The sequence below is a fragment of the Bradyrhizobium sp. 215_C5_N1_1 genome (assembly GCF_052075935.1).
GTDB classification, from domain to species: Bacteria; Pseudomonadota; Alphaproteobacteria; order Rhizobiales; family Xanthobacteraceae; genus Bradyrhizobium; species Bradyrhizobium barranii.
In genome coordinates this window covers 4,340,457-4,363,329 of the sequence record NZ_CP197228.1, presented here as the reverse complement: position 1 = coordinate 4,363,329, position 22,873 = coordinate 4,340,457, and the positions used below count along the sequence as shown (strand labels likewise).

Sequence of the window (22,873 nt, the reverse complement as noted above, 5' to 3'; positions counted from 1 at the left end):
ATGGCTAGTAATCTTGGGTGAACCAAGGCACTAGCGTCCGGATCCGCGGCATCGCCTGCATCGTAATGCTCGTCCGAGCCATCTCCGCGATGCGCGGCGCCAGTGATGAGAGATCGCCACGGCGGGTCACCAGAAGCAGCTCACGAAAAAATCCGGGGCCCGGCAGAGGGAGAGCGCTGACTTGACCAGCGTGAGCGAGCCCCTGCAACAGACACAGCGGCGTGGTGATCGCTACGCCCATCCCGGTGGCGACCATGGCGACCAGGCTGTCCGAGGTGTCAAACTCAAAGGCCCGCGGTGGGCGAATGCCCAAACGGCTCAGGTGGCGCTCGACCTGAGCGCCTGCATAGGAGCGTTCGCTGTACCGGACCAGGCGATGCCGGGTCAGGATCTCCCGCAAATCAAGGTCAGCAAATTCGGCTTCCAATCCGCGCGGCACCACCAGCAGATTTGGCTCGCGGAAAAACGGGAAGCGCTCGATATCATACAGGTCATCCATCGCATCGCATGTGATCGCCGCGTCGATCGTTCGGTGGACCAGCGCCTCGGCATGCGAGTGAGCAAGGCCCGACCAAACGGACAGACTCAGTGCGACCTCGCCCGTCATGAGCTCCTTGACGAGGTGTGCGCCGACCGTGGCGGCATAGGAGTCGATGAGGCCGAGCCTCAGATCGACACGCTCAGGCAGTTTCGCTGCGTCCCGGAGTGCGCTGAGTAACGTGTCAAAGTCGCGATTCAGATCGCGAACACGGCCAGCAAGGATGCGACCCGCCCGCGTCAATGTAAGCGGCCTCCGGCTACGGTTGAAGAACGCGACGCCGATCGAGGCCTCGGCCCGCCGCACAGCCTGAGAAACCGCTGATTGCGTCATCCCGAACTGACGGGACGCCTGAAGCATGCTGCCGGACTCCGCGACGGCAGCGACAATCTGCAAGCTTCGCAAGTCTGGAACAGGTGGCGTCATATCCATAGCTTAAGCGGAAGTCATATTAACATGCAAATTGCCTTCATTATATGAATTATCCTTGTAGGAGAGCCGCATCCGAAAGCAGACTTCGGATCGTCCTAACAATTGAGCAGTCCCGATCCATGAGCGAGCAAGCGGATATTCTGGTGATCGGCCTCGGTGCCATGGGCAGCGCGGCCCTCTATCAACTGGCCAAGCGAGGGGTAAAGGCGGTTGGCCTCGATCGCTTTGCCCCGCCCCACACGATGGGATCCAGCCACGGCGAAACCCGCATCACCCGGCAGGCGGTCGGCGAAGGCCGCGATTACGTGCCCCTGGTGCTGGATACGCACCGGATCTGGCGTGAGCTCGAAGCCGAGACGTCTGCCGAGCTGCTGAACCCATGCGGCCTCGTCGTCATAGCGCCCGGTGTCGGCGAGACGTCGCACCACGGCAAGCCGGATTTCGTCGCGCGCTCGATTGGGGCCGCGCGTGACTTCGGCATCGCGCATGAAGTGATCGACGGGCGAGAGGTGGCTCATCGCTTCCCGCAGTTCCTGAATCTCCAGGGCAACGAGAAGGCCTATTACGAACCCGGCGGAGGGTACGTTTTTCCGGAGCGCTGCATCAAGGCGCAGCTGACGCGCGCGGAGCAGCTCGGCGCAACGATCCGCACGGGAGTCGAGGTTCTCTCGATCGCGCAGCGCGGCCCCGCCGTTCGGGTGGAAACGTCCTCGGGCACATTCGAGGCGGACCAGGTGGTGGTGTCGGCAGGCGGCTGGAATTCCCACCTGCTCGGCGCGCCGTTTGATCGCGTGCTCACGGTGAAGCGGCAGGTGCTGCATTGGTACGAGCTCGACGATACCAGCGCGTATCGCGCCGACGCCCCTGTGTTCATCTGGATGCATGGCGCGACGGATGTCGACTACCTCTACGGCTTCCCGCCGCTGCCTGGCGATCGTCGTCTCAAGGTCGCGACCGAGCAGTACGAGACCAACACGACGGCCGACGCCATCGACCGCACCGTCGATCCCGCGGAATCGGCTGAAATGTACCGGAAGCACGTCGCGGGGCGGCTCGCCGGCGCCACGCCGCGCGTCGCGCAGGCGGCTGCCTGCATCTACACGGTGACGCCCGATCGGGGCTTCATCATCGACCGCCATCCCGACCAGGACCGGATTTGTGTCGTCTCGGCGTGCTCGGGCCACGGCTTCAAGCACTCGGCAGGTATCGGCAACCTCGTCGCCGGGATGGTGACCGGCGGTCGAAGCGCGATCGACCTCAGCCCATTCTCCATCTCCCGTTTTTCGTGACGTTTGGCACGAGCCTTGTATCTTGAACAAGCGCGCTCAACGCGCGTCGTGATCACAATCCTGGAGGCGTCATCCGATGAGAGACATTGTCCGTTCCATGATGACAGGCATCGCGGCGCTGCTGATGCTTGGCAGTGCCCAAGCCGCCGATGGCGTCGATGCCATCAAGCAGCGCGGCACGTTGAATGTCGGCGTCAAGGCTGACTACAAGCCCTTCGGCTTCCGCGATCCCACGGGAAACGTGGTCGGCATCGAGCCGGATCTCGCCGCAGACATTGCCAAACGCCTCGGCGTCAAACTCGAACTCGTTCCGGTCGCGGCCTCCAACAGGATCGAATTTCTTCAGCAGGGAAAGGTCGACCTGCTGATCGCGACCATGTCGGACAGGCCGGAGCGCCGTCGCGTGGTTCAAGCCATCGAACCGCTATACTACTCGGACTATGTGAACATCCTTCTCAACAAGAAGTCCGGCATCAAGGACTGGGCCGAGCTCAAGGGAAAACCCGTCTGTGCAACGTCGGGGGCCTGGTACAACAAGGACGTTGCCAAATCCTACGGCCCCGAAATCGTTGCGTTTGACGGCTCGGAGAAGCCTCTGTTCGCCATGAAGCAGGGCAACTGCATCGGCTATGTCTACGATCAGACCTTCCTGCAAGGCAAGCTGCTCGAGGACGAGTGGAAGGCGGACTACGACTTGCCCCTGAAAGGTATTTTGCCATCGCCATGGATGATCGCTGTCGCGCTCGACAATGCCAGCCTTCAGAAGCTGCTCGAAGATACGACAAAGGACTGGATGAAGACCGGCTTCATCGTGGCAGCGGAAAAGAAGTGGGGCATTACGCCGACCGAGTATTCGCTGCTCATGCACGAGCAATACAAGGACAAATAGACGCGTAAGGCGGAGCGCCAGATCCGTCTTGCGCTCCGAGCAGGTCGAGCCAATGCACTGATACGAGGCATCGCCTCAACAGTTTGGTGTCGCGCAAAATGCACGAAATCGGCGACTGGTTTCAACGGCTCTACGAAACGACGGGGCTGAATTTCTCCGTATTCTACGATGCCTACGATTGGGACCGCTATTTCGGCGGGCTCAAGATGACGTTGCTTCTGAGTGTCACGACCATCCTGCTGAGCCTGATCATCGGCGCGGTGGGCGCCTTGCTGCAGGGCAGTCCGTCGATGCTGTTGCGGTTGCCCGTCAATGCTTTCGTGGTGGTGTTCCGCAACACGCCGCCGCTGGTCCAGATCTTCTTTTTCTATTTCGGCCTCGGCACCATGCTCCCAGCCGTCGAGGCGGCGGGCATGCGCGTTCCGCTGCTGAGCAACGTCCAATGGGCCATCATTTCGCTGTCGCTGTTCGCGGGCGCCTTCAACGTCGAAATCTTCCGCTCCGGCATCGAGGCGGTGCCGAGGACGACGCTGGAAGCCGCGGAGGCGCTCGGATACACGCGCCTCAAGGCTTACGTCCATATCGTCCTTCCGCTGGCCATTCGCGTCTGCCTTCCCGCACTGAACAACAACCTCGTCAACCTGCTCAAGACGACCACCCTCGCCTACGCGATCGCCGTTCCCGAGACGCTGTATGCGGTCAAGCAGATCTGGTCGGAATCGCAGAACGTCTTCGAAATGATGGTCGTATTGCTGGCGACCTACGGCATCCTTGTCGGCGTCCTCGTCTGGCTGATGCATCGCTGGGAGCGGGCGATGCGCATCCCGGGATATGCCCGATGAAAGGCGCCCAGCCCGAGCACAGGCTTGCCGTCCTTCTGCCGTACCGTCCCGCGCCGCCCCGGATGTCCGTGCGGATCGGCCCGCTGGCCGCCGCGATCCTTTGTTTCTGCGCCATCATGGCCGCGTCCACCGCGTGGGCGCAGACCGGTCCGGCGGTGCTGTCCCCGCTGCAAATCATCGTGAAGTGGTCGCCGCTGCTGCTGCGCGGGTTCGCCTTCAACATCTTGATCTCCCTGCTCGCCATGCTGCTGGGGACCGTCGCCGGGCTTGGCCTGGGTCTGGGGTTGTTGTCGGAGTTTCGACCGCTCGCCGCCGTCAGCTGGCTCCTGACTCAATTCTTCCGCAACGCGCCCTGGCTGGTGCTGCTGTTCTTCGTCATGTTTCTGGTGCCCTTCCAGGTCACCCTCTTCAAGACGACCATCCCCTTGCCGGACTGGATCAAGGCAACGGTCGGCTTCGCATTGCCTGTCATGGCGAATGTCGCCGAGGTCGTGCGCGGTGCCGTCCGCTCCATTCCGTCGACGCAATGGGAGGCGGCGGAATCGCTCTCGTTCACACGGCGCCAGACGATGTGGCTGATCATGCTGCCACAGTGCATCAAGCGCATGCTGCCGCCCTGGATGAACGTCTATGCGCTGGTCGCGATGTCGACGGTGCTGGCATCGATCGTCGGTGTTTCGGAGATGCTCACGCTGACGGCGCAGGTGCATGCCGCCGAAGGCGGCAGGCCGGAGCTGTTCGCGCCGCTCTACGGTTTCGCGCTGCTGTGTTTCTTTCTCTACTGTTATCCGATCAACCTCTGGACCGCTCGTCTCGAGCGTCGGTTCCGCATACGCTGAGGAAGCAGAGCATGGCCACGAGCTGGACTCCGGATCAGCCCATCGTCCAATGCGTCGACGTCAGAAAGTCGTTCGGAGCTCTCGAGGTTCTGAAAGGCATCAGCCTGTCGGTCAAAAAGAGCGAGGTGATCTGTATCATCGGCCCGTCCGGATCAGGAAAATCCACGCTGATCCGCTGCATCAATGCGCTCCAGCCGATCACGTCCGGCAGCATTCAGATCGAAGGCATCGAGGTGTCCGATCCCAGGCTCGACAAGCTGGCGCTTCGCCGCAAGGTCGGGATGGTCTTTCAGCAGTACAATCTTTTCCCGCACAAGACCGCGCTCCAGAACGTGATGATGGCGCCGATCCATGTTCTCGGCCAGAAACGTGCCGAGGTCGAAGCGCGCGCCCGGGCGCTGCTTGCCAAGGTTCGGCTCGCGGGGAAGGAGGATACCTATCCCGGCGAGCTCTCCGGCGGACAGCAGCAGCGCGTGGCTATCGCCCGCTCGCTGGCGATGCGACCGGACATCATGTTGTTCGACGAAGTCACGGCCGCCCTCGATCCGGAAACGGTCAAGGAGGTCCTGGTCACCATCCGGGAGCTTGCCGAGGATGGCATGACATGCCTCCTCGTCACCCATGAGATGAACTTCGCGCGTGAGGTCGCCGATCACGTCTACTTCACCGACCGCGGTGTGATCGTCGAGCACGGGCCGCCGGAAGCCTTGTTTACGGCGGCCAAGGACGAGCGAACGCAGCGGTTTCTGTCGCAGGTCCTCTGAGTTCGCCGGCGCGCCGCCCTTCGGCGCCCCTGGGCAGGAGGCGCTACTTCCCCGCCGCCTTGCGCAACGCCTCGTTGATGCGGTCCTGCCAGCCCGGACCGCCCTGCTGGAAGAACTCCAGCACATCCTGGTCGATGCGCAGCGTGACCTGCTCCTTGATTCCCGGCGCTACGTTCGGCTTCGGTGGCGCCACGGCGACCTTGGCGGTCACCTTCTTGAACGCCGCCTCGGCCTCCGACCGCGCATCGCCAAGCGTGCGCGGCCGCCTCGGTTGATCCGTCATGTCCTAGATTCCCTCAAATAGAGCCGTCGAAAGATACCGCTCGGAGAAGGACGGCACTATAGCCAGAATGGTTTTTCCCGCAGCTTCCGGCCGCTTGCCGATCTGGAGCGCAGCTGCGATCGCCGCGCCCGAGGAAATGCCGCCGGGGATGCCCTCATGCCGCGCCAGCGCCCGGGCGGTCTCGATCGCGGTCGTCGAGTTGATCTTCACGATCTCGTCAATCACCGAGCGGTCGAGGATGTCGGGCACGAAGCCGGCGCCGATGCCCTGGATCTTGTGCGGCGTGTGCTGGCCGCCTGAGAGCACCGGGCTTTCCTCCGGCTCGACCGCCACGACCCGCAAGGACGGCTTGCGCGGCTTGAGCACCTGGCCGACGCCGGTGATGGTGCCGCCGGTACCGACGCCGGCGACGAAGATATCGACGTTGCCGCCGGTGTCGTTCCAGATCTCCTCGGCGGTGGTGCGGCGGTGCACCTCGGGATTGGCGAGGTTCTTGAACTGCTGCGGCATGACCGAATTCGGCGTCGTCTTCAGGAGCTCCTCGGCGGTTGCGATCGCGCCCTTCATGCCCTGTGCCGCCGGCGTCAGCACCAGCTCGGCGCCGAGAAAGGCCAGCATCTTGCGCCGCTCGATCGACATCGATTCCGGCATCACCAGCTTGAGCCGGTAACCGCGCGAGGCCGCGACGAAGGCGAGCGCGATGCCGGTGTTGCCCGAGGTCGGCTCGATCAGCACGGTGTCGGGCTTGACGATGCCGGCCTTCTCCATCGCGATGATCATGGCCGCGCCGATGCGATCCTTCACGCTCGCGGCGGGATTGAAATATTCAAGTTTTGCCAAAATCGTCGCGTTGACGCCGTGCATGCCCGGCAGCCGCTGCAAGCGCACGATCGGCGTGTCGCCAAAGGCCTCGACGATCGAAGAGTAGATCCGGCCGCGGCCGGGCTGGTGCGCTGCACCCGTGTTGGACGATGCGTCCATGATGAACTCCCTGTGACGACAATTTCTGTTTCTGCAGCGTCTCTTGTGCAGTAACGGACAGCTTGGGACGACACGCAAGCGACAATGCGGCACATGTTAAATACGCTGCATCGCAAAATCGCGTGAGCTGTAATTATCAGAAAACCAACGCATTTGTGTTGCGACCTCGTCAACTGATTCGGTCTATGTTAGACTTAGGTCTCAAAGCCAGAGAGGTCACCACGATGTCAGCAGTCGCTGAAGTGTTGTCGACCGTCGCACATCACCGCGCCCCGCGTTGCAGCGAGTTGCCGACCTGCCCGGTCTGCGCCGACTCGATGGTCGCCGCCGAAGCATCCGCCTACATCTCTGACCATATGATCAGCTATCTCTGGACCTGCGACAATTGCGGCTATGGCTTCGTGACCAAGCACGCCGTCAAGCAGCGGATCGTCTGCAACTGACTAGCGCGGGGCGATGTCGCCCCTCGCCCAGTCTTGGCGCGTACGCTGGTAGAACTCGTCGAACGTTCCGTGTGCGATCGCGTCCCTGATGCCCTGCATCAGGAACTGGTAATAGGCGATATTGATCTCGGAGAGCAGCATGGCGCCCAGCGTCTCGCCCGCCTTGACGAGATGATGCAGGTAGGCGCGCGCGTAGTTGCGCGCCGACGGCCAGGAACTCTCTTCGTCGAGCGGACGCGGATCGTCGGCGTGGCGCGCGTTGCGCAGATTGACCTGACCGAAGCGGGTGAAGGCGACGCCGTGACGGCCATTGCGCGTCGGCATCACGCAATCGAACATGTCGATGCCGCGCTTCACGGCTTCGAGGATGTCATCAGGCGTGCCGACCCCCATCAAATAGCGCGGCCGCTCTTTCGGCAGCAGCGGCGCGGTCTCGTCGATCATCGCCAGCATCACCGCCTGCGGCTCGCCGACGGCAAGGCCGCCGATCGCATAGCCGTGAAAGCCGATTGCAACGAGGCCCTCGGCGCTGGCGTGACGAAGCTGCGGCACGTCGCCGCCCTGCACGATGCCGAACAGCATGTAACCGTCGGGCGCACTCTCGAATGCGCGCTTGCTTCGCTCTGCCCAGCGCAGCGACAGCCGCATCGCCCGTTCGATGTCGTCCCGCTCGGCCGGTAGCCGCACGCATTCGTCCATCTGCATGGCAATGTCGGAGCCCAGGAAGCGCTGCACCTCGATCGAGCGCTCCGGTGACAGCTCGACCTTGGCGCCGTCGATATGCGAACGGAATGTGACGGCGTTCTCGGTGACCTTGCGCAGGTCCGACAGCGACATCACCTGGAAGCCGCCGGAATCCGTCAACATCGGCCCGTTCCAGCCGGTGAACCGCTGCAGGCCGCCGAGCGCCGAGATCCGCTCGGCGCCGGGACGCAGCATCAGATGATAGGTGTTGCCGAGCACGATGTCGGCGCCGGCCTCGCGCACCTCGCGCCAGTGCATGCCCTTCATGGCGCCGGCGGTTCCGACCGGCATGAAGGCCGGCGTCCGCACCACGCCATGCGGCGTGGTCAGGCGCCCGGTGCGCGCGGCGCCATCGGTGGCGAGCAGCTCGAAGTGATTGGGTAGACCGACGTCAGGAAGATTCATGGTCGTGCTTATTGCGTGTCGGAAGAGGCTGATCAACCCGCTCGGACCACGCCAGAGCCGGCTTGTGGCTCAGAGCGGGACACATTTGACGCCGACTTGATCGCCCGGCGCGCTTGCCAAACAAAACGATACAGTGTAGTTTTTGCGCGGGGCTGGACGAGATGCCGCGGTGAATTTTGCCGGCGGCAGTATTTGCGTGATCGCCAGCCACCGACAATGCCCTCCGCTTCATGTTCGACCAAAATGTCCGGCCCCTCGCGCGGCTGGATCAGACAGACAGGCGCCCGCCTGACCGGATTCCTGGTTCTGGCGTGCAGCCTGGCACTCGGCGCCTGCACCTCCCTGCCCCGCACGCCCTATGCGGCCGCCGAGGCCAGCACGTCGCGCGTGCTCGATATCGACGGCTTGCGCCGCTACGCCGACGAGCCCGTCACGAAATTCAGCTTCGAGAAGGACACCAGCACCGCGACGAAGTCCTATCTGGCGCTCTCCGGCGGCGGCGCCGATGGCGCCTATGGCGTCGGCGTGCTGAGCGGTTGGACCGCTGCCAGAACCCGTCCCACCTTCTCGGTCGTCTCGGGCGTGAGCACCGGCGGCCTGATCGCACCCTTTGCGTTCCTCGGCTCGCAATATGACGACACGCTCAGGGAGGTCTACACCAGCGGCATCGCGGAGAGCCTCCTGAACGATCCCAGCATCATGCGTGTGCTGTTCGGATCCGGCCTGTTCGGCAACACGCGGCTGCGCGAGCTCGTCGCCCGCTATGTCGGGCCGGAGATCATGGCGCAGGTCGCGCGTGAAAACGCCAAGGGCCGAAAGCTGCTGGTGGTGACCACCGATCTCGACACCCAGCGGACCGCCATCTGGGACATGGGCAAGATCGCAGCGGTCGGAACACCCGAGGCGCTAAAACTGTTTCGCGACGTGATGGCGGCCTCCGCCAGCATTCCCCTGGTGTTTCCGCCTATCATGATCGACGCCGAAGGCCAGGGCCGCAGATTTCAGGAGATGCATGTCGACGGCGGCGTGACGGCGCCGGTGCTGACGCTGCCGGAAGCCCTGCTCTCCCAGGACCGCCTGCCCGGCAACGCGCGGATGAACATCTACATCCTCGTCAACAAGAAGATCGAACGCAATTTCGAGCTCGTGTCCAACAGCACCATCGACGTCGCCTCGCGCAGCCTGTCGTCGATCACCCAGTCGCAGACGCGCTCGATCATCTTCTCGACCTATGATTTCGCCAAGCGCAACAATCTCGGCTTCCACCTCTCCTACATCGCGCGCGATTATCCCGCGCCGCCTTCGGAAGGGTTCGACACCGCCTATATGCGGGCGCTGTATCAGTACGGATATGAGAAGGCTGCCTCCGGCCAGGCCTGGACTTCGAAGCTGCCGTGATCTCTCGTGACGGAACGAGACCGCGCCGAAACCGTTGACGATATGGCCAATTCGGCCAGATTCGCGATGACGCCCCCGCTCCCGCGCGATATAGAGCAAATGACGACGATTAGAAGCGCGCAGGAATCATTGGGCATGGGATTGACTGCGACCAGGACAAAACCGGCAGCGCCACGGCGCGAGTTGCCGAAATCACGCGGCGGCCGCCCGACGAAAACCGCCGCGATCGAGCGCGATCAGCGGCTGATCGAGGTTGCCACCCGCCTGTTCCTGGATCGCGGCTTCGACGCGACCTCGCTCGACGCGGTCGCGGAAGCGGCCCGGGTCAGCAAACCCACCGTCTATTCCCGTTACGGGGACAAGCGCGGCCTGTTTGCCGCCGTGCTGAGGCGCGAAATCGCGCGCTGGCTTGCGCCGCTATCGGCAGCCGCCGAGACCCAGCTCTCCAGCGCCTCGGACATTTCGGTCGAGCAGCGGCTGGTCGAGATCGGGCGCGAGATGCTGACCTTCACCTGCGGGCCCGATGCCGTCGCATTCAGCCGCATGATGACGTCACAGGCCATCAACTTCCCCGACATCGCCAAGCTCGGCAAGGAGGAAGGCTGGCTGAAGGCCGTCGCCACCACGGCCCGCTTCTTCGACCGTCTGGTGGCGCAGGGCGCACTCGACGTCGACGACACCACGATCGCGGCAGAGGTGTTCCTCGACGTCGTCGTCGGTCACACCCACCGCCTGGCGACGTTCGGCACGGCGCTGGAATTGAAGGCCGCCGAGAAGCGCATGCGCGCGGCGATCAAGCTGTTCCTGGCCGGCGCGCTGGGACCAGCAGACCGCATCCAGAGCGCCGCAAAGGGCACACCGCGGCGGCGCCCGTCCCGTTGACAATTCCGTGAGGTAGCGACGTTTCCCCCTTCGAGATTACGCCCGCGTCATTGACCAAAACAAAACGATACGGTATGGTTTAGTTATAAGCGATACGGACCGCTTTTTCACCAGCCCCAAAGGGGTCCGTACCGCCCAAGATCGCCGTGCCGGGTCCAGCCCGCTGCGACGCTCCGCGGCCGGCCGATGCCCAAGGTCGGCCGCGAATTCTTTACGATCATCCGGCACACTCGCTGGCCGAGGGTTTCGAGCATGACGACAGCCAAACGATTGACCGCGCGATTACTTGCGATCGCATTGCCCGCGCTGCTCCTTGCCGCGCCGGCGCAGGCGATCGTCACCACGGGCACGCCAACCGCGGTTCACGGCGACACAGATGGTGATGCCGAAGCAGACCGCCAAGCGGTCAGCCGCGAAATCGAACGATTCCGCAGCTCGTCGATCTCGATCAGCCAGGCCATGGCGATTGCGGAAGCCCGTCATGCCGGCGCCACGACGGCGGATGTGAGTTTCGACGGAGCCTCCGGCGTGCCGGTCTACCGGGTGAAGACCCTGCATAACGACCGTATCTGGCGCCACACCATCAATGCCGCCACCGGCGAGCTCGTCGGCGGCGAAGCCGCCCTCCCCCTCGCCGAACTCGATCTCGACGACCGCAGCAACCTCGCGGCGCTCGGTGCGATCAAGCACCGCCTTGCGGATGCCGTGCACGTCGCCGAACGTGCGGCCTCGGGCAAGGCGATCAGCGGCGGACTGGTGCGCGAACGCGGCCGGCTGAATTTCGCGATCGTCGTCATCAGCGGCGACAACCTCAAGGAGGTCATCCTGGAGCCGCCGGGCGCCCGGGCGAAATAGCGGCGGCCACAATCCCGCCGAAAAGCCATTGACGGGCGCGAAACTCTCACGCATAAGTCGCCGCCATGTTCACGACCACCAAACGCACGACTAAAACCACCACGGCCTTCGGGGCCCGGGGAGGCGTGCGCGCGTAGGTCGTCGACTTAAACGCAATCCACTCTACCGAAGCTCCGACCTCTGGTCCGGGGCTTTTTTGTTGTCTTCAGCTCAATGCAATGGAGGAGAATGTGAGTAACGATCCCGTCGTCGCGATTGTCGGCGTCACCGGTGCGGTGGGCGCCGAATTCATCGCCACCATGGACAAGCGCGGCTTTCGCGTCGGCAAGCTCAAGGCGCTGGCCAGCGCCCGCTCGGCCGGCAAGACGGTGTCGTTCCGCGGGCAGGACGTCGTCATCGAGGAATTGACCGAGCGCGCTTTCGAGGGCGTCGACATCGCGCTGTTCTCGGCCGGCGGCAGCATCTCCAAGAAGTTCGCGCCAATCGCTGTCAAGGCCGGCGCCGTCGTGGTCGACAACTCCTCCGCCTTCCGGATGGACCCGAACGTCCCGCTGGTGATCCCCGAGATCAACGCCAACCGGATCCGCGACCACAAGGGCATCATCGCCAACCCGAACTGCGCCGCCATCACCGCACTGGTGCCGCTCTGGCCGATCCACCAGACGAACCGCATCAAGCGCGTCATCATCTCGACCTACCAGGCGGCCTCGGGCGCCGGCGCCGCCGCGATGGACGAGCTCGTCGAGTCCACCCGCGCCAGTCTCAACGGGCAGGTCTATACGCCCAACGTCATGCCGCACCCCTACGCCTTCAATCTCTTCAACCACAACACCGCCGTCGACCCTGAAACCGGCTACAACGACGAAGAGACCAAGGTCATCAAGGAAACCCGCAAGATCTTCGAGGACGAGAAGATCGCGATCGGCGTCACCTGCGTCCGCGTGCCGGTGCTGCGCGCCCATTGCGAGGCCATCACCTTCGAATGCGAGAAGCCGATCAGCGAGGACCAGGTCCGTGCCATCATGGCGCAGGCGCCCGGCGTGAAGCTCGTCGACGACCGCGTGAAGAACTACTTCCCGATGCCGATCGACGCTTCGGGCCAGGACGACGTCCTGGTCGGCCGCATCCGCAAGGATCTCAGCGATCCCTCAGGGCATTCGATCTCGATGTTCGTGGCGGCCGACCAGCTGCTCAAGGGCGCCGCGCTGAACGCGGTGCAGATCGCGGAGCTGTTGCCGCAGCGCGTGATGGCGTAACGGAAGGTGCCGTAGGGTGGGCAAAGGCGCGCAAGCGCCGTGCCCACCACTTCTCTCGCGCATTTGAGAAAGATGGTGGGCACGCTTCGCTTTGCCCACCCTACGACGCCGAAATTAGTCGCGCGCCCGAAACAACAAGCACGCATCGCCGTACGAATAGAACCGGTACCCTTTCGCGATCGCGTGCGCATACGCCTGCTGCATCGCCTCGAGCCCGGAGAACGCCGACACCAGCATGAACAGCGTCGACTTCGGCAAATGGAAATTGGTCAGCAGGATATCGACGGCACGGAAGCGATAGCCGGGGGTGATGAAGATCGACGTCTCGGCCGCGAACGGCTGGATCGTGCCGTCCTCGCCGGCCGCGCTTTCCAGCAGCCGCAGTGACGTCGTGCCCACGGCGATGATGCGGCCGCCGTTCTGCCGTGCGGTGTTGAGCCGCTCCGCCGTTTCGGCCGAGATCGTGCCCCACTCGGCATGCATCTTGTGGCCTTCGGTGTCGTCCACCTTCACTGGCAGGAACGTCCCTGCCCCGACGTGCAGCGTGATGCGGTTGATGCCGACGCCGCGGTCGCTCAGCGCCTGCTCCAGCGCCGGGGTGAAATGCAGGCCGGCGGTAGGCGCCGCGACAGCGCCTTCATTCGCCGCGAACATGGTCTGGTAGTCCGCGAGGTCCTGATCGTCGGGCGTGCGCTTCGAGGCGATATAGGGCGGCAGCGGCGGGCTGCCGAGATCTTCGATCGCCTGATCCAGCGCCGGGCCGTGAAACGAGAATGACAGTGTCACTTCACCATCGGTGCCCTTGGCCTCGACCTCGGCGTCGAGATGGCCGAGCAGGCAGACCTTGCCCTCGTTGCCGAAGCGGATGCGGTCGCCTGCCACGAGCTTTTTTGCCGGCTTCACCAGCGCCTGCCAGCGCGAGCCGTCGAGGCGCTTGATCAGCGTCGCCTCGATCTTGGGCTCGGTCTCGCGGCCAATGCGGCGGCCCTTGAGCTGCGCCGCGATCACCTTGGTGTCGTTGACGACGAGCTGGTCACCGCCCTTCAGCCATTGCGGCAGCTCGGAAATGAGCTGGTCGCGCAGCGCGCCACCTTCCACGACCAGCATCTTCGCGGAGTCGCGCGGGCTCGCCGGGCGCAACGCGATGCGCTCGGCGGGCAGTTCGAAATCGAAGAGATCAGTGCGCATGTCGAGCTCTGCGCCACGCAGTCAGACCCTCATGGTGAGGAGGCGCGTAGCGCCGTCTCGAACCATGAAGGCCGAGCTGCAACAGCGGGGCCTTCATCCTTCGAGGCGCGCGTTCCGCGTTCCTCAGGATGAGGGTTGAGCGGTTACTCCGCGTCCGCGGCCATCCGCGCCTTGACGATCTTGTCGGGGTTCTGGACGGGCTCGCCGCGCTTGATCTTGTCGACGTTCTCCATGCCCTCGGTGACCTTGCCCCACACCGTGTACTGGTTGTCGAGGAAGCGGGCGTCGTCGAAGACGATGAAGAACTGGCTGTCGCCGGAATCGGGGCTGGCGGCGCGGGCCATCGAGGTGGTGCCGCGCACATGCGGTTCCTTGTTGAATTCCGCCTTCAGCTTCTTGCCGGAGCCGCCGGTGCCGGTGCCCTGCGGGCAGCCGGTCTGCGCCATGAAGCCCTCGATCACGCGGTGGAACACGATGCCGTCGTAAAAGCCCTCGCGGACCAGTTCCTTGATGCGCGCGACGTGGCCGGGCGCGAGATCGGGCCGCATCTCGATGGTGACGGGGCCCTGCGTGGTCTCGAGGATCAGGGTGTTTTCGGTGACGCTCATGCTCGTCTCTCTTGCGTTGGGGGTGAAGTCTTCCGGTTACGGAACTGGATCGCGAATGGACGTCCCGCGGCGGCGCCGGCCATTGCATCGGTAAATGGCATCGGCGTGCAGCGTTGCAGCGCCTCCATCACCGCGACCCGGTATTGCAGCCGGTCATTGTCGGAGGCCTCCGCGGATTCATAGGTAATCCTCGGGTGGCCCAGAATGTTTCCGGCCCGGTTAAAGCTCACGACGACGGTGATGTCGATAGGGCGAGCCTTGCTGAGCGGCGGCGGCTTCCAGCAGGTCCGCAAGTGCTGGAAGATGTCCTGGATGGTGTTGACCTCTGCGTCTCCGGCGGCCGCGCCGGAAACGCCTGAAAGCAGCAGCGCGGCAGCCAGCAGAAGCCTATTGCCATAGCGCGCCATGGCCCCATCCTATTTGATGTCGGAAGCGACCTGGACCTTCACCATCTTGTCGGGATCGGTGACGGCACCGCCGGCCGAACCGGGCGGTGCCTTCTTCAGCTTGTCGACGACGTCCATGCCCTGCACGACCTCGCCGATCACGGTGTACTGGTTATCGAGGCTGCCGCCGTCCGCGAACATGATGAAGAACTGCGAGTTGGCGCTATCGACGCTGTCGCCGCGCCGCGCCATCCCGACGATGCCGCGGGCGAAATGAACCTTGGAGAATTCCTGCTTCAGGTTCGGATATTTCGAGCCACCGGTGCCGTTGAATTTCTCGCCGTCGCCGGTCTGCGCCATGAAGCCGTCCATGACGCGATGGAACGGCACGTTGTTGTAATAGCCCTCGCGCGCGAGCTGCTTGATGCGCTCGGCATGCTGAGGCGCAATGTCGGTCCGCAGCTTGATGACGATGCGGCCCTTGGTGGTGTCGATGACGATGGCGTTGGCCTTGTCGAGATTCGCCGGCAGCTGCTGCGCCACCGCCGGGACCGCGCTGAAGAGCGCGGCAAAGATCGTGGCAAGAATTGCGAGACGACGGATCATGAGAACTCCGGATCAGGTAGGATGGAGAATTGCGCCGTTATCCGGCGAATTTGGCCTTGAGCAGGTTGGCGACGAGCGGCGGCACGAAGGTCGAGATATCTCCGCCCATGGCCGCGATTTGACGCACCAACGTGCCGGTAATTGGGCGGACGGCCGGAGAGGCCGGCAGGAACACGGTTTGGACGTCGGGCGCCATGGCGCCGTTCATCCCGGCGAGTTGCATCTCGTAGTCGAGGTCGGTGCCATCGCGCAGACCCCGAATCATGACAGTCGCGCCGTGCCTGCGTGCCGCGGTGACCGCAAGATCGTCGTAGGTCACGGCCTCAAGCGTACAGCCGACCTGGGCCGCGACCGGCCCGCAGACGTCATGGAGCATCTTGAGCCGCTCCTCGGTTGAGAACAGCGGCTTCTTGCCGGGATGGACCCCGATCGCGACCACGAGCCGATCGCACAGGGGTACACTGTTCCGGACCACGTCCAGATGGCCGTTGGTGATGGGGTCAAAGGAACCCGGATAGAAGGCGATACGCGGCATGCCCCCGTCCTACCGCGCCCGGCCCGGCCCGGCAAGCCAGACGGGTTCCCTGCCGGTTTTTCGGCGGCGCCGAGTCGGAATCCCCCGAATTGTTTCGTCCTCGGGACGGCCATGAAACAAAACGAAGTGCGAACGAAACCATTTCGGGCGTCCGCGAAGACGTCCGGAAACTGGCCATGGTTACTAATCCACCCAACGAATGACGGGCCGCACAACTGGGCGTAGCGGCCGCATCACAGGGGACCGTCAATGATCAAGACCATCTCGGCCGTCGCTATTGCCGCGTTTGTTGCCGCCGCTCTCACCGTCCTTCCCGGTTTCGCTCCGTCCGTCGAAGCGAGCGTCCCGCAGCCGCTGGCCAAGAGCGACCGCCTCGATATCCGCACCGTCGGCAAGGACTGCTCGCAGCATGCCTGGCCGAACTTCGAGGCGTCTTGCCTGCGTCAGGCCGGCACCAAGGCCAATATCCGCGAGGCGCGTCTCGTGACCGCCGACCGGACCCCGTAGTCGAACCTGTCAGCTTCGCGTCATATAGACCCCGAGATAAATCCCATGGATATTTGCGACGTCTCGTCGCAGACTGTCTGATATTCGCGCCCGTCGGAATGGCCCGGCGGGCGCGATCCCATCGGGGGGTCGACCTTGTCCAGTACGCCCGCAGTCGTTTCCGGCCATCACCCTGACCCTCTGCCAATTGCCATGACCATGGGCGCCCTCGGGGTGGTCTATGGCGATATCGGCACCAGCCCCCTCTACGCCCTGAAGGAAGCCGCCAAGGCGGCCGCCCATGGCGCTACGCTGACTCCCGAAGCTGTCCTGGGCGTTGCCTCGCTGATCCTCTGGGCCCTGCTGCTGATCATCTCGCTGAAATATGCGCTTCTGATCCTGCGCGCGGACAATCGCGGCGAAGGCGGCATCGTCGCGCTGCTGGCGCTGCTCCACGCCCGCCACGCCCAGTCCGGCACCTGGCGCGCGCATCTCCTGGTGGTCGGCCTCGTCGGCGCCGCCCTACTCTATGGCGACGGCGCGATCACCCCGGCCATCTCGGTGCTCTCAGCCATCGAAGGCCTCAAGGTCGATGCGCCCTCGCTCGCGCCGGTCGTCGTGCCCATCACCGTCGCCATCCTGATCGGGCTGTTCATGATCCAGAAGCAGGGCACGGGCTTCATCGGCCGCATCTTCGGGCCGGTGATGCTGGCCTGGTTCTTCGTGCTGGCCGCGCTCGGCGTCCACGGCATCGTCAAGGCCCCGGCCGTGCTCGCGGCACTGAGCCCGCTCTATGCCTTCAACTTCCTGATCCACCAGGACTTCCACATCTCCTTCGCGATCCTCGGCGCCGCCTTCCTGGCGGTGACCGGCGGCGAAGCCATGTACGCCGACATGGGGCATTTCGGCCGCTTCCCGATCCGGCTCGCCTGGTTCGCGATCTGCCTGCCCGCGTTGGTGCTGAACTATTTTGGGCAGGCCGCGCTGCTGATCACCGATCCCGCGATGATCGAGAACCCCTTCTTTCAGCTCTGCCCGGACGCCCTGCACTATCCGCTGGTCGCCTTCTCGGCGCTCGCGACCGTGATCGCCTCGCAGGCGATTATCTCCGGCGTGTTCTCGCTGACCCAGCAATCGATCCAGCTCGGCTTCCTGCCGCGCATGCAGATCCGCCACACCACGAGCCATGCGATGGGCCAGATCTACGTGCCGCTGGTGAACTGGCTGCTCGCTGCCGCAACGCTCGGCGCGGTCCTGAGCTTCGGCACCTCGGAAGCGCTCGCCGGCGCCTACGGCATCGCGGTGTCGCTGCTGATGGCGATCACCACGCTGCTCGCGGCCCTGGTCGCGATCCAGTGGGGCTATTCGCCGTGGATCGTGGTCGCCGTCAACGGCTTCTTCTTCGTGATCGACGTGATCTTCTTCTCCGCCAATTCGATCAAGCTGTTCGAGGGCGGCTGGTTTCCGCTGCTGCTCGCGGCCCTCGTCGCCTTCATGATGCTGACCTGGCGCAGCGGCGTGAAGCTCGTCGAGGCGGCGCGCGCGAAGCTGCGCCAGCCCGAGGAGGACCTGATCGAGACCGCGGTCAACAAGTGCCGCGCCAGACTGCCCGGGACCGCCGTCTTCCTGGCCTCCGCGCCGCGCGGCGTGCCGCTGGCGCTGACGCAATTCGTCAAGCACAACCACGTGCTGCATGAGCGCATCGTCCTCGTCACCGTGCTGATCGAGGAATCCCCGCACATCACCGATGAAGACCGTGCCGAGGTGATCGAGATCGTTCCCGGCATCACCCGCGTGGTCCTGCATTACGGTTTCATGCAGAATCCGACGATCTATGCGGGCCTGACGCTCGCCTGCCGCCAGGGCAAGCTGCCCGGCATCGACCTCTCCGACATCACCTACTATGTCGGCCGCGAGACCATCATCCCGAGCGAGGACATTCCGGGCATGTGGGTCTGGCGCGAAGGCCTGTTCGCCTTCCTCCAGCGCAACGCCGAACGCTCCGCCGCGTTCTTCGGCGTGCCGACCAGGCAGGTGGTGGAGTTCGGCACCGAGCTGGAGATCTGATCGTCGTGCGGATCGCCCATTCAGGGCAAGGCAGGCTTCGCACCACGCGTCTCGATGAGATGCCGATCACCGACAGGTAGAGCTCGTCACGCCCGCTTACCCGGGAGTGTGCGACATTCGCGCGCACCTCAATCTTGTCTGGCCCATCACCAGACATACGCAGCAACAAATTCCAATGCTTTGTCGATCAGTTAGCTTCGCTTTTTTAGAAGTTCTAAGAATGCTTCCAATTATGACGTTTCGAGTGATTCAAAATTCGTCCAACTCGACGCTCGCAATGTCGCGATCTAACACGCGCGAGGGTGCGAAGTCGCGTGAGGTCAGAAGGATCATCCCGCCGGCGCGGCGATCGCCGGATGGGGCGCTGACATGGAATGCGATGGACACGACCTGCGTGGTCGTGCGGACTATTTTTTAAGGAACACTTTCAAGAGCACAGCCAGCGCACTCGCGCTTGGCTGCTTGCTGATGGCCGTCACGCCGGTGAACGCGCTGACCGCCGGCCAGTCCGGTGCATCCGCGTTGCCGCCGGTGACGGTCGACGCACCCGTTCAGCGCGCGCAACGTCCGGTCCAGGTCCGGCGCAACGCATCGGCGCGGCGCAGTGCGAGCCAGCGGTCCGCTCAACAGGCCAACCGTTCGACAGTACAGCCGGAGCCCCAAGCGCTGGTGGGAACAGCAGCGCGCGTCAACGCCGGCACCAACGGGTTCGTCGCCACCCGCGCCTCCGGCGCCACCAAGACGGATGCGCCGATCATGTCGACGCCGGCATCGATCGCCGTCATCACTCGCGACGAAATGAATGTGCGGCAGGCGCAGAGCATCCGCGACCTCTTGCGCTACGCGCCAGGAATCTATTTCAGCAACGATACCGATTTCCGCTTTCAGAACGTCAGCGCTCGCGGCTTCAGCCTCGAAACATATCTGGACGGGCTGCGGCTCCAGGGCGGACCGTTCGGTGCGCCGCGGGTCGATCCCTATTTGCTCGAGCGCGCCGAGGTGATCACCGGGCCGGCATCAATTCTCTACGGCGCCGCCTCGCCCGGCGGCATCCTCAACCTCGTCAGCAAGCGCCCGACTGAAAATCCGTTCGGAGAAGTCTCCCTGCAAACCGGCTCGTTCAACCGGATCCAGGGCGCCTTCGATGTCGGCGGCCCCGTCGACAAGGACAAGACGCTGCTCTACCGCGTCACCGGTATCGGCCTCAACGCCGACACCCAGGTCGACAATATCGGCGAGCAAAGATTTTCGATCGCGCCGGCCTTGACGTGGCGTCCGAGTATCGACACCACCATCACCTTCCTGACGAGCTACCGGCAGGACCCGAAGGGTGGTGCCTTCGCGCTCTTGCCGATCCAGGGCACGCTGGTGCCGGGGACGTTCGGGCAGATCCCGCGCAATTTCTTTGCCGGCGATCTCAACTACGAGACTCTCAAATACAAGCAGGCAACCGCAGGCTACGAGTTCGAGCATCGTTTCGACGACGTCTTCACGGTGCGCCAGAACGTACGCTACCTGCACAATGAGCTCAGCTATGTCGAGGTGCAGCCCGGCGGGTTCACGACGACGGGCGCGGGCGGCACGCTCCGGCTGGTCGACGGCCGCACGATCAACCGGAGCTACTTCTCGACCAACGAGAACCTCGACACATTCGCTGCCGACAACCAGCTCCAGGCCAAGTTCAACATGGGACCGCTGCAGCACACGGTGCTTGCCGGCCTCGACTACCAGCGGTTCGACTTCAACAATCTCGCCCGCTTCGCGGCCACCAACACGCTCGACATCCTGGCGCCGAATTACACGCAGAACATCGCCGTCCCCACGGCGCTCTTCCAGAACCTCGACCAGCACCTGTCGCAGCGCGGCCTCTACGTCCAGGACGAGGCCAGGCTCGGCCGGCTCACCGTGCTTGGCGGAATCCGCTACGACTGGGCCGAGGGCAATACGCTGGCCCAGAACACCGGCGTTCGCGTCCTGAACGACGACCAGAAGCCAACCGGCCGCATCGGCGCGATCTACAATTTCGACAACGGCATCGCGCCCTATGTCAGCTACTCGACCTCGTTCCAGCCGACCTCGGTCGGCACGCTGCTCAACGGTCAGCCCTTCAAGCCGACCACCGGCGAACAGTACGAAGGCGGCGTGAAGTATCAGCCGGTCGGGACCAATCTGATGTTCACGGCCGCGGTCTACGACTTCAAGCAGCAAAACGTCGCAACCGTCATCAGTGGCCCCGGCATTCCGGCCAACACAACGGCGCAGGTCGGCGAGGTCAGCTCGCGCGGGTTCGAAGGGTCCGTCGTCGGCAGCCCCCTGCCCGGCTTGAGCCTGCGTGGGCAGTACTCCTATCTCGACAACCGGATCAGTTCGCCCCAGGACGTCAATTTCGGCAAGCGGCTCGCCAACGTCCCGATGCACACCGCCTCGCTCTGGGCCAACTATCTGGTGCAGGGCGGTCCTGCCACCGGCTTCCGCTTCGGCGGCGGCGTCCGCTACGTCCACGACATGTACACGACCAACGCCAACAATCTGACGGTTCCGACCATCGTGCCGGGCGTCTTCCTGCCCGCCGCCACGGTGCCGGCCAGCACGGTGTTCGATGCGGTGCTGTCCTATGATTTCGGGATGCGATATCAGCAGTGGAAGGGCCTCAGTGCGGCGGTGAACGTCAACAACGTGTTCGACAAGACCTATGTCTCGTTATGCACCGCCGGCGGCTGCCGCTGGGCGCTGGGGCGCACGGTGCTGGCGACGCTGACCTACCGGTGGTGAGAGGATGACAGCACAGTCAGTCAAATGGTGGTCGCTGGTCCACAAATGGACCAGCCTGGTCTGCACGCTATTCCTCCTGATGCTTTGCATCACCGGGCTCCCACTGATCTTTCATGACGAGATCGACGAGCTCTTCAAGTCGGAAGCCTCGGCCCGAGAGCTCCCGGCGGATACTCCGCAGGCTCCGCTAAGCCGGCTGGTCGACGCCGCCAAGGCGCGCTATCCGCAGCGCTACCTCCAGGTGCTCGGCTGGGACGACGATCGCGCCAACGTCGTCAACGTATTCCTCTCGGCTACGCCCGAAGCTCCCCCCGGCCAACGTTTCCTGAAGCTGTCATTCGATTCCAGGACCGCGGAACTGATCGGCGAAGACACGCAGCAGGGCGGCCTGATGAGCGCCATCCGCATATTCCACCGCGACATGTTCTTGGGGTTGCCGGGTGAACTGTTTCTCGGCGTCATGGGCCTGCTGTTTGTCGTCGCGATCGTTTCCGGCATCGTGCTCTACGCGCCCTTCATGCGCCGGCTCAACTTCGGCACGGTGCGTCGTATCGGCGCGTCGCGGGTCAAATGGCTCGACCTGCACAATCTGATCGGCGGAGTGACTCTCATATGGCTGCTTGCCGTCGGCGTCACCGGTGTCATCAACACGATATCGTTGCCGCTGTTCTCCGCCTGGCGCGCGGAGGTGATGCCGGAGCTGATCGCGCCGCACTTGGGCAAGCCGCCGCTTGCGAAATGGGCCGACGTCGACGACGTCATGGCCGCAGCACGTCGGGCGCTCGACGGCAATACGCCGGCCAGCATCATCTTTCCGACGGTCGCACGGTTCGGGACACCACGGCACTTCATCGTCTGGACCAAGGGCACGACGCCGATCACCTCGCGCCTGTTCACGCCCGCGATGCTCGACGCCGAAACCGGGCAGCTCGTCACCGCGCGTGGCCTGCCGTGGTATCTCAGGGCGTTGCAGGTATCGCGCCCGCTTCATTTCGGGGACTACGGCAGCCTGCCGCTGAAGATCATCTGGGCGCTGCTCGACCTCGCCGCCATCGTCGTGCTCGGAAGCGGCGTCTATCTCTGGCTCGGCAAGCGCAAATCGCCTCGCCTCACCGCGCACGCGCAGGACCGGCCGCCCGTCGTCGCGACATCCGGGCTTCGCCCATGAAACGCGAGCGTCACACCGCGGACGAGATCTTTCGCTGGCCGTTCCTGCTCGGGGTGCTCACCCTCGTCGGGCTGGCGTCGGCGCTGCTCGGGGACGATGGCTGGGACGCGCTGTCCTGGGCGGCACTGGCCGTTCCGCTGGCTGTGCTCGGCTGGAAGGCATCGCGCCGGCCGCAGCTTCCGGGATCATAGGCCCGCAGCGGCGCGTTGTGGCACGC

24 protein-coding genes are annotated in these 22,873 nt (G+C 64.1%); 15 read left to right on the top strand and 9 right to left on the bottom strand.

The window, feature by feature from the left end; translation table 11 throughout:
* Nucleotides 1–4 precede the first annotated feature (4 nt).
* Nucleotides 5–964 (bottom strand): LysR family transcriptional regulator, encoded by a 960-nt coding sequence (locus AB7G19_RS21000; RefSeq protein ID WP_354123746.1) that lies wholly within the window; start codon nucleotides 962–964, stop codon nucleotides 5–7.
* Nucleotides 965–1,089: 125 nt separating this feature from the next.
* Here AB7G19_RS21000 and solA point away from each other — a divergent pair, with 125 nt between their 5' ends.
* The 5 genes from solA to AB7G19_RS20975 all read left to right on the top strand — a co-directional run bounded on the left by solA (nucleotide 1,090) and on the right by AB7G19_RS20975 (nucleotide 5,593).
* Nucleotides 1,090–2,259 (top strand): N-methyl-L-tryptophan oxidase, encoded by a 1,170-nt coding sequence (gene solA / locus AB7G19_RS20995; RefSeq protein ID WP_441268050.1) that lies wholly within the window; start codon nucleotides 1,090–1,092, stop codon nucleotides 2,257–2,259.
* Between the two features lie 76 nt (nucleotides 2,260–2,335).
* A complete protein-coding gene (locus AB7G19_RS20990) occupies nucleotides 2,336–3,148 on the top strand; it encodes a transporter substrate-binding domain-containing protein (protein WP_028152112.1) in 813 nt (270 codons plus the stop codon).
* A gap of 98 nt (nucleotides 3,149–3,246) precedes the next feature.
* Nucleotides 3,247–3,990, top strand: a complete 744-nt coding sequence (locus tag AB7G19_RS20985) for an amino acid ABC transporter permease (protein ID WP_085404709.1) — start codon at nucleotides 3,247–3,249, stop codon at nucleotides 3,988–3,990.
* Nucleotides 3,987–4,829, top strand: coding sequence for an amino acid ABC transporter permease (locus AB7G19_RS20980; protein ID WP_283016562.1), 843 nt, complete (start codon nucleotides 3,987–3,989; stop codon nucleotides 4,827–4,829). The genes AB7G19_RS20985 and AB7G19_RS20980 overlap by 4 nt, the downstream gene beginning before the upstream one ends.
* An 11-nt stretch (nucleotides 4,830–4,840) precedes the next feature.
* Nucleotides 4,841–5,593, top strand: coding sequence for an amino acid ABC transporter ATP-binding protein (locus AB7G19_RS20975; protein ID WP_085404707.1), 753 nt, complete (start codon nucleotides 4,841–4,843; stop codon nucleotides 5,591–5,593).
* 43 nt (nucleotides 5,594–5,636) lie between these two features.
* On the opposite strand, the gene AB7G19_RS20970 is transcribed toward AB7G19_RS20975, so the two are convergent.
* Together AB7G19_RS20970 and cysK are read right to left on the bottom strand one after the other, a co-directional pair.
* Nucleotides 5,637–5,876, bottom strand: a complete 240-nt coding sequence (locus tag AB7G19_RS20970) for a BrnA antitoxin family protein (RefSeq protein ID WP_028152108.1) — start codon at nucleotides 5,874–5,876, stop codon at nucleotides 5,637–5,639.
* A gap of 3 nt (nucleotides 5,877–5,879) precedes the next feature.
* On the bottom strand, nucleotides 5,880–6,857 hold the full coding sequence (cysK, locus tag AB7G19_RS20965) for a cysteine synthase A (protein ID WP_283016563.1): 978 nt from the start codon (nucleotides 6,855–6,857) through the stop codon (nucleotides 5,880–5,882).
* A gap of 224 nt (nucleotides 6,858–7,081) precedes the next feature.
* Between cysK and AB7G19_RS20960 the strand changes: the two genes are divergently transcribed.
* Entirely contained in the window at nucleotides 7,082–7,300 is a 219-nt protein-coding gene (locus tag AB7G19_RS20960; protein WP_085404705.1) for a hypothetical protein, read from the top strand.
* Here AB7G19_RS20960 and tgt read toward each other — a convergent pair whose 3' ends face one another.
* Complete coding sequence (tgt, locus tag AB7G19_RS20955) at nucleotides 7,301–8,449, bottom strand: tRNA guanosine(34) transglycosylase Tgt (protein ID WP_283016564.1); 1,149 nt, start codon at nucleotides 8,447–8,449, stop codon at nucleotides 7,301–7,303.
* A 243-nt stretch (nucleotides 8,450–8,692) separates the two neighbouring features.
* Between tgt and AB7G19_RS20950 the strand changes: the two genes are divergently transcribed.
* From AB7G19_RS20950 to AB7G19_RS20935, 4 genes are all read left to right on the top strand, one after another.
* Nucleotides 8,693–9,847, top strand: a complete 1,155-nt coding sequence (locus tag AB7G19_RS20950) for a patatin-like phospholipase family protein (protein WP_283016565.1) — start codon at nucleotides 8,693–8,695, stop codon at nucleotides 9,845–9,847.
* A 135-nt stretch (nucleotides 9,848–9,982) separates the two neighbouring features.
* Nucleotides 9,983–10,729 (top strand): TetR/AcrR family transcriptional regulator, encoded by a 747-nt coding sequence (locus AB7G19_RS20945; RefSeq protein ID WP_283016566.1) that lies wholly within the window; start codon nucleotides 9,983–9,985, stop codon nucleotides 10,727–10,729.
* A 252-nt stretch (nucleotides 10,730–10,981) separates the two neighbouring features.
* The gene (locus AB7G19_RS20940) at nucleotides 10,982–11,584 is read left to right on the top strand and encodes a PepSY domain-containing protein (RefSeq protein ID WP_283018876.1); all 603 of its coding nucleotides are present in this window, start codon (nucleotides 10,982–10,984) and stop codon (nucleotides 11,582–11,584) included.
* A 218-nt stretch (nucleotides 11,585–11,802) separates the two neighbouring features.
* Nucleotides 11,803–12,840 (top strand): aspartate-semialdehyde dehydrogenase, encoded by a 1,038-nt coding sequence (locus AB7G19_RS20935; protein WP_441268049.1) that lies wholly within the window; start codon nucleotides 11,803–11,805, stop codon nucleotides 12,838–12,840.
* 114 nt (nucleotides 12,841–12,954) lie between these two features.
* Here the strand turns inward: AB7G19_RS20935 and queA are convergent, their stop codons facing one another.
* The 5 genes from queA to coaD all read right to left on the bottom strand — a co-directional run bounded on the left by queA (nucleotide 12,955) and on the right by coaD (nucleotide 16,163).
* On the bottom strand, nucleotides 12,955–14,028 hold the full coding sequence (queA, locus tag AB7G19_RS20930; RefSeq protein WP_283016568.1) for a tRNA preQ1(34) S-adenosylmethionine ribosyltransferase-isomerase QueA: 1,074 nt from the start codon (nucleotides 14,026–14,028) through the stop codon (nucleotides 12,955–12,957).
* Between the two features lie 143 nt (nucleotides 14,029–14,171).
* Entirely contained in the window at nucleotides 14,172–14,636 is a 465-nt protein-coding gene (locus tag AB7G19_RS20925; RefSeq protein WP_071913717.1) for a peptidylprolyl isomerase, read from the bottom strand.
* The gene (locus AB7G19_RS20920) at nucleotides 14,633–15,043 is read right to left on the bottom strand and encodes a hypothetical protein (protein WP_283016569.1); all 411 of its coding nucleotides are present in this window, start codon (nucleotides 15,041–15,043) and stop codon (nucleotides 14,633–14,635) included. Before AB7G19_RS20920 ends, AB7G19_RS20925 begins: the two co-directional genes overlap by 4 nt.
* Nucleotides 15,044–15,052: 9 nt before the next feature.
* A complete protein-coding gene (locus AB7G19_RS20915; RefSeq protein ID WP_063983168.1) occupies nucleotides 15,053–15,628 on the bottom strand; it encodes a peptidylprolyl isomerase in 576 nt (191 codons plus the stop codon).
* A 37-nt stretch (nucleotides 15,629–15,665) separates the two neighbouring features.
* A complete protein-coding gene (gene coaD, locus AB7G19_RS20910; RefSeq protein ID WP_085404698.1) occupies nucleotides 15,666–16,163 on the bottom strand; it encodes a pantetheine-phosphate adenylyltransferase in 498 nt (165 codons plus the stop codon).
* A gap of 249 nt (nucleotides 16,164–16,412) precedes the next feature.
* Between coaD and AB7G19_RS20905 the strand changes: the two genes are divergently transcribed.
* From AB7G19_RS20905 to AB7G19_RS20885, 5 genes are all read left to right on the top strand, one after another.
* The gene (locus AB7G19_RS20905) at nucleotides 16,413–16,670 is read left to right on the top strand and encodes a hypothetical protein (protein ID WP_283016570.1); all 258 of its coding nucleotides are present in this window, start codon (nucleotides 16,413–16,415) and stop codon (nucleotides 16,668–16,670) included.
* A 192-nt stretch (nucleotides 16,671–16,862) separates the two neighbouring features.
* Nucleotides 16,863–18,716 (top strand): potassium transporter Kup, encoded by a 1,854-nt coding sequence (locus AB7G19_RS20900; RefSeq protein ID WP_283018877.1) that lies wholly within the window; start codon nucleotides 16,863–16,865, stop codon nucleotides 18,714–18,716.
* Between the two features lie 468 nt (nucleotides 18,717–19,184).
* The gene (locus tag AB7G19_RS20895; protein WP_441268048.1) at nucleotides 19,185–21,488 is read left to right on the top strand and encodes a TonB-dependent siderophore receptor; all 2,304 of its coding nucleotides are present in this window, start codon (nucleotides 19,185–19,187) and stop codon (nucleotides 21,486–21,488) included.
* Nucleotides 21,489–21,492: 4 nt separating this feature from the next.
* A complete protein-coding gene (locus tag AB7G19_RS20890; RefSeq protein WP_441268047.1) occupies nucleotides 21,493–22,656 on the top strand; it encodes a PepSY-associated TM helix domain-containing protein in 1,164 nt (387 codons plus the stop codon).
* The gene (locus AB7G19_RS20885; protein WP_283016573.1) at nucleotides 22,653–22,847 is read left to right on the top strand and encodes a hypothetical protein; all 195 of its coding nucleotides are present in this window, start codon (nucleotides 22,653–22,655) and stop codon (nucleotides 22,845–22,847) included. Before AB7G19_RS20890 ends, AB7G19_RS20885 begins: the two co-directional genes overlap by 4 nt.
* Nucleotides 22,848–22,873 lie beyond the last annotated feature (26 nt).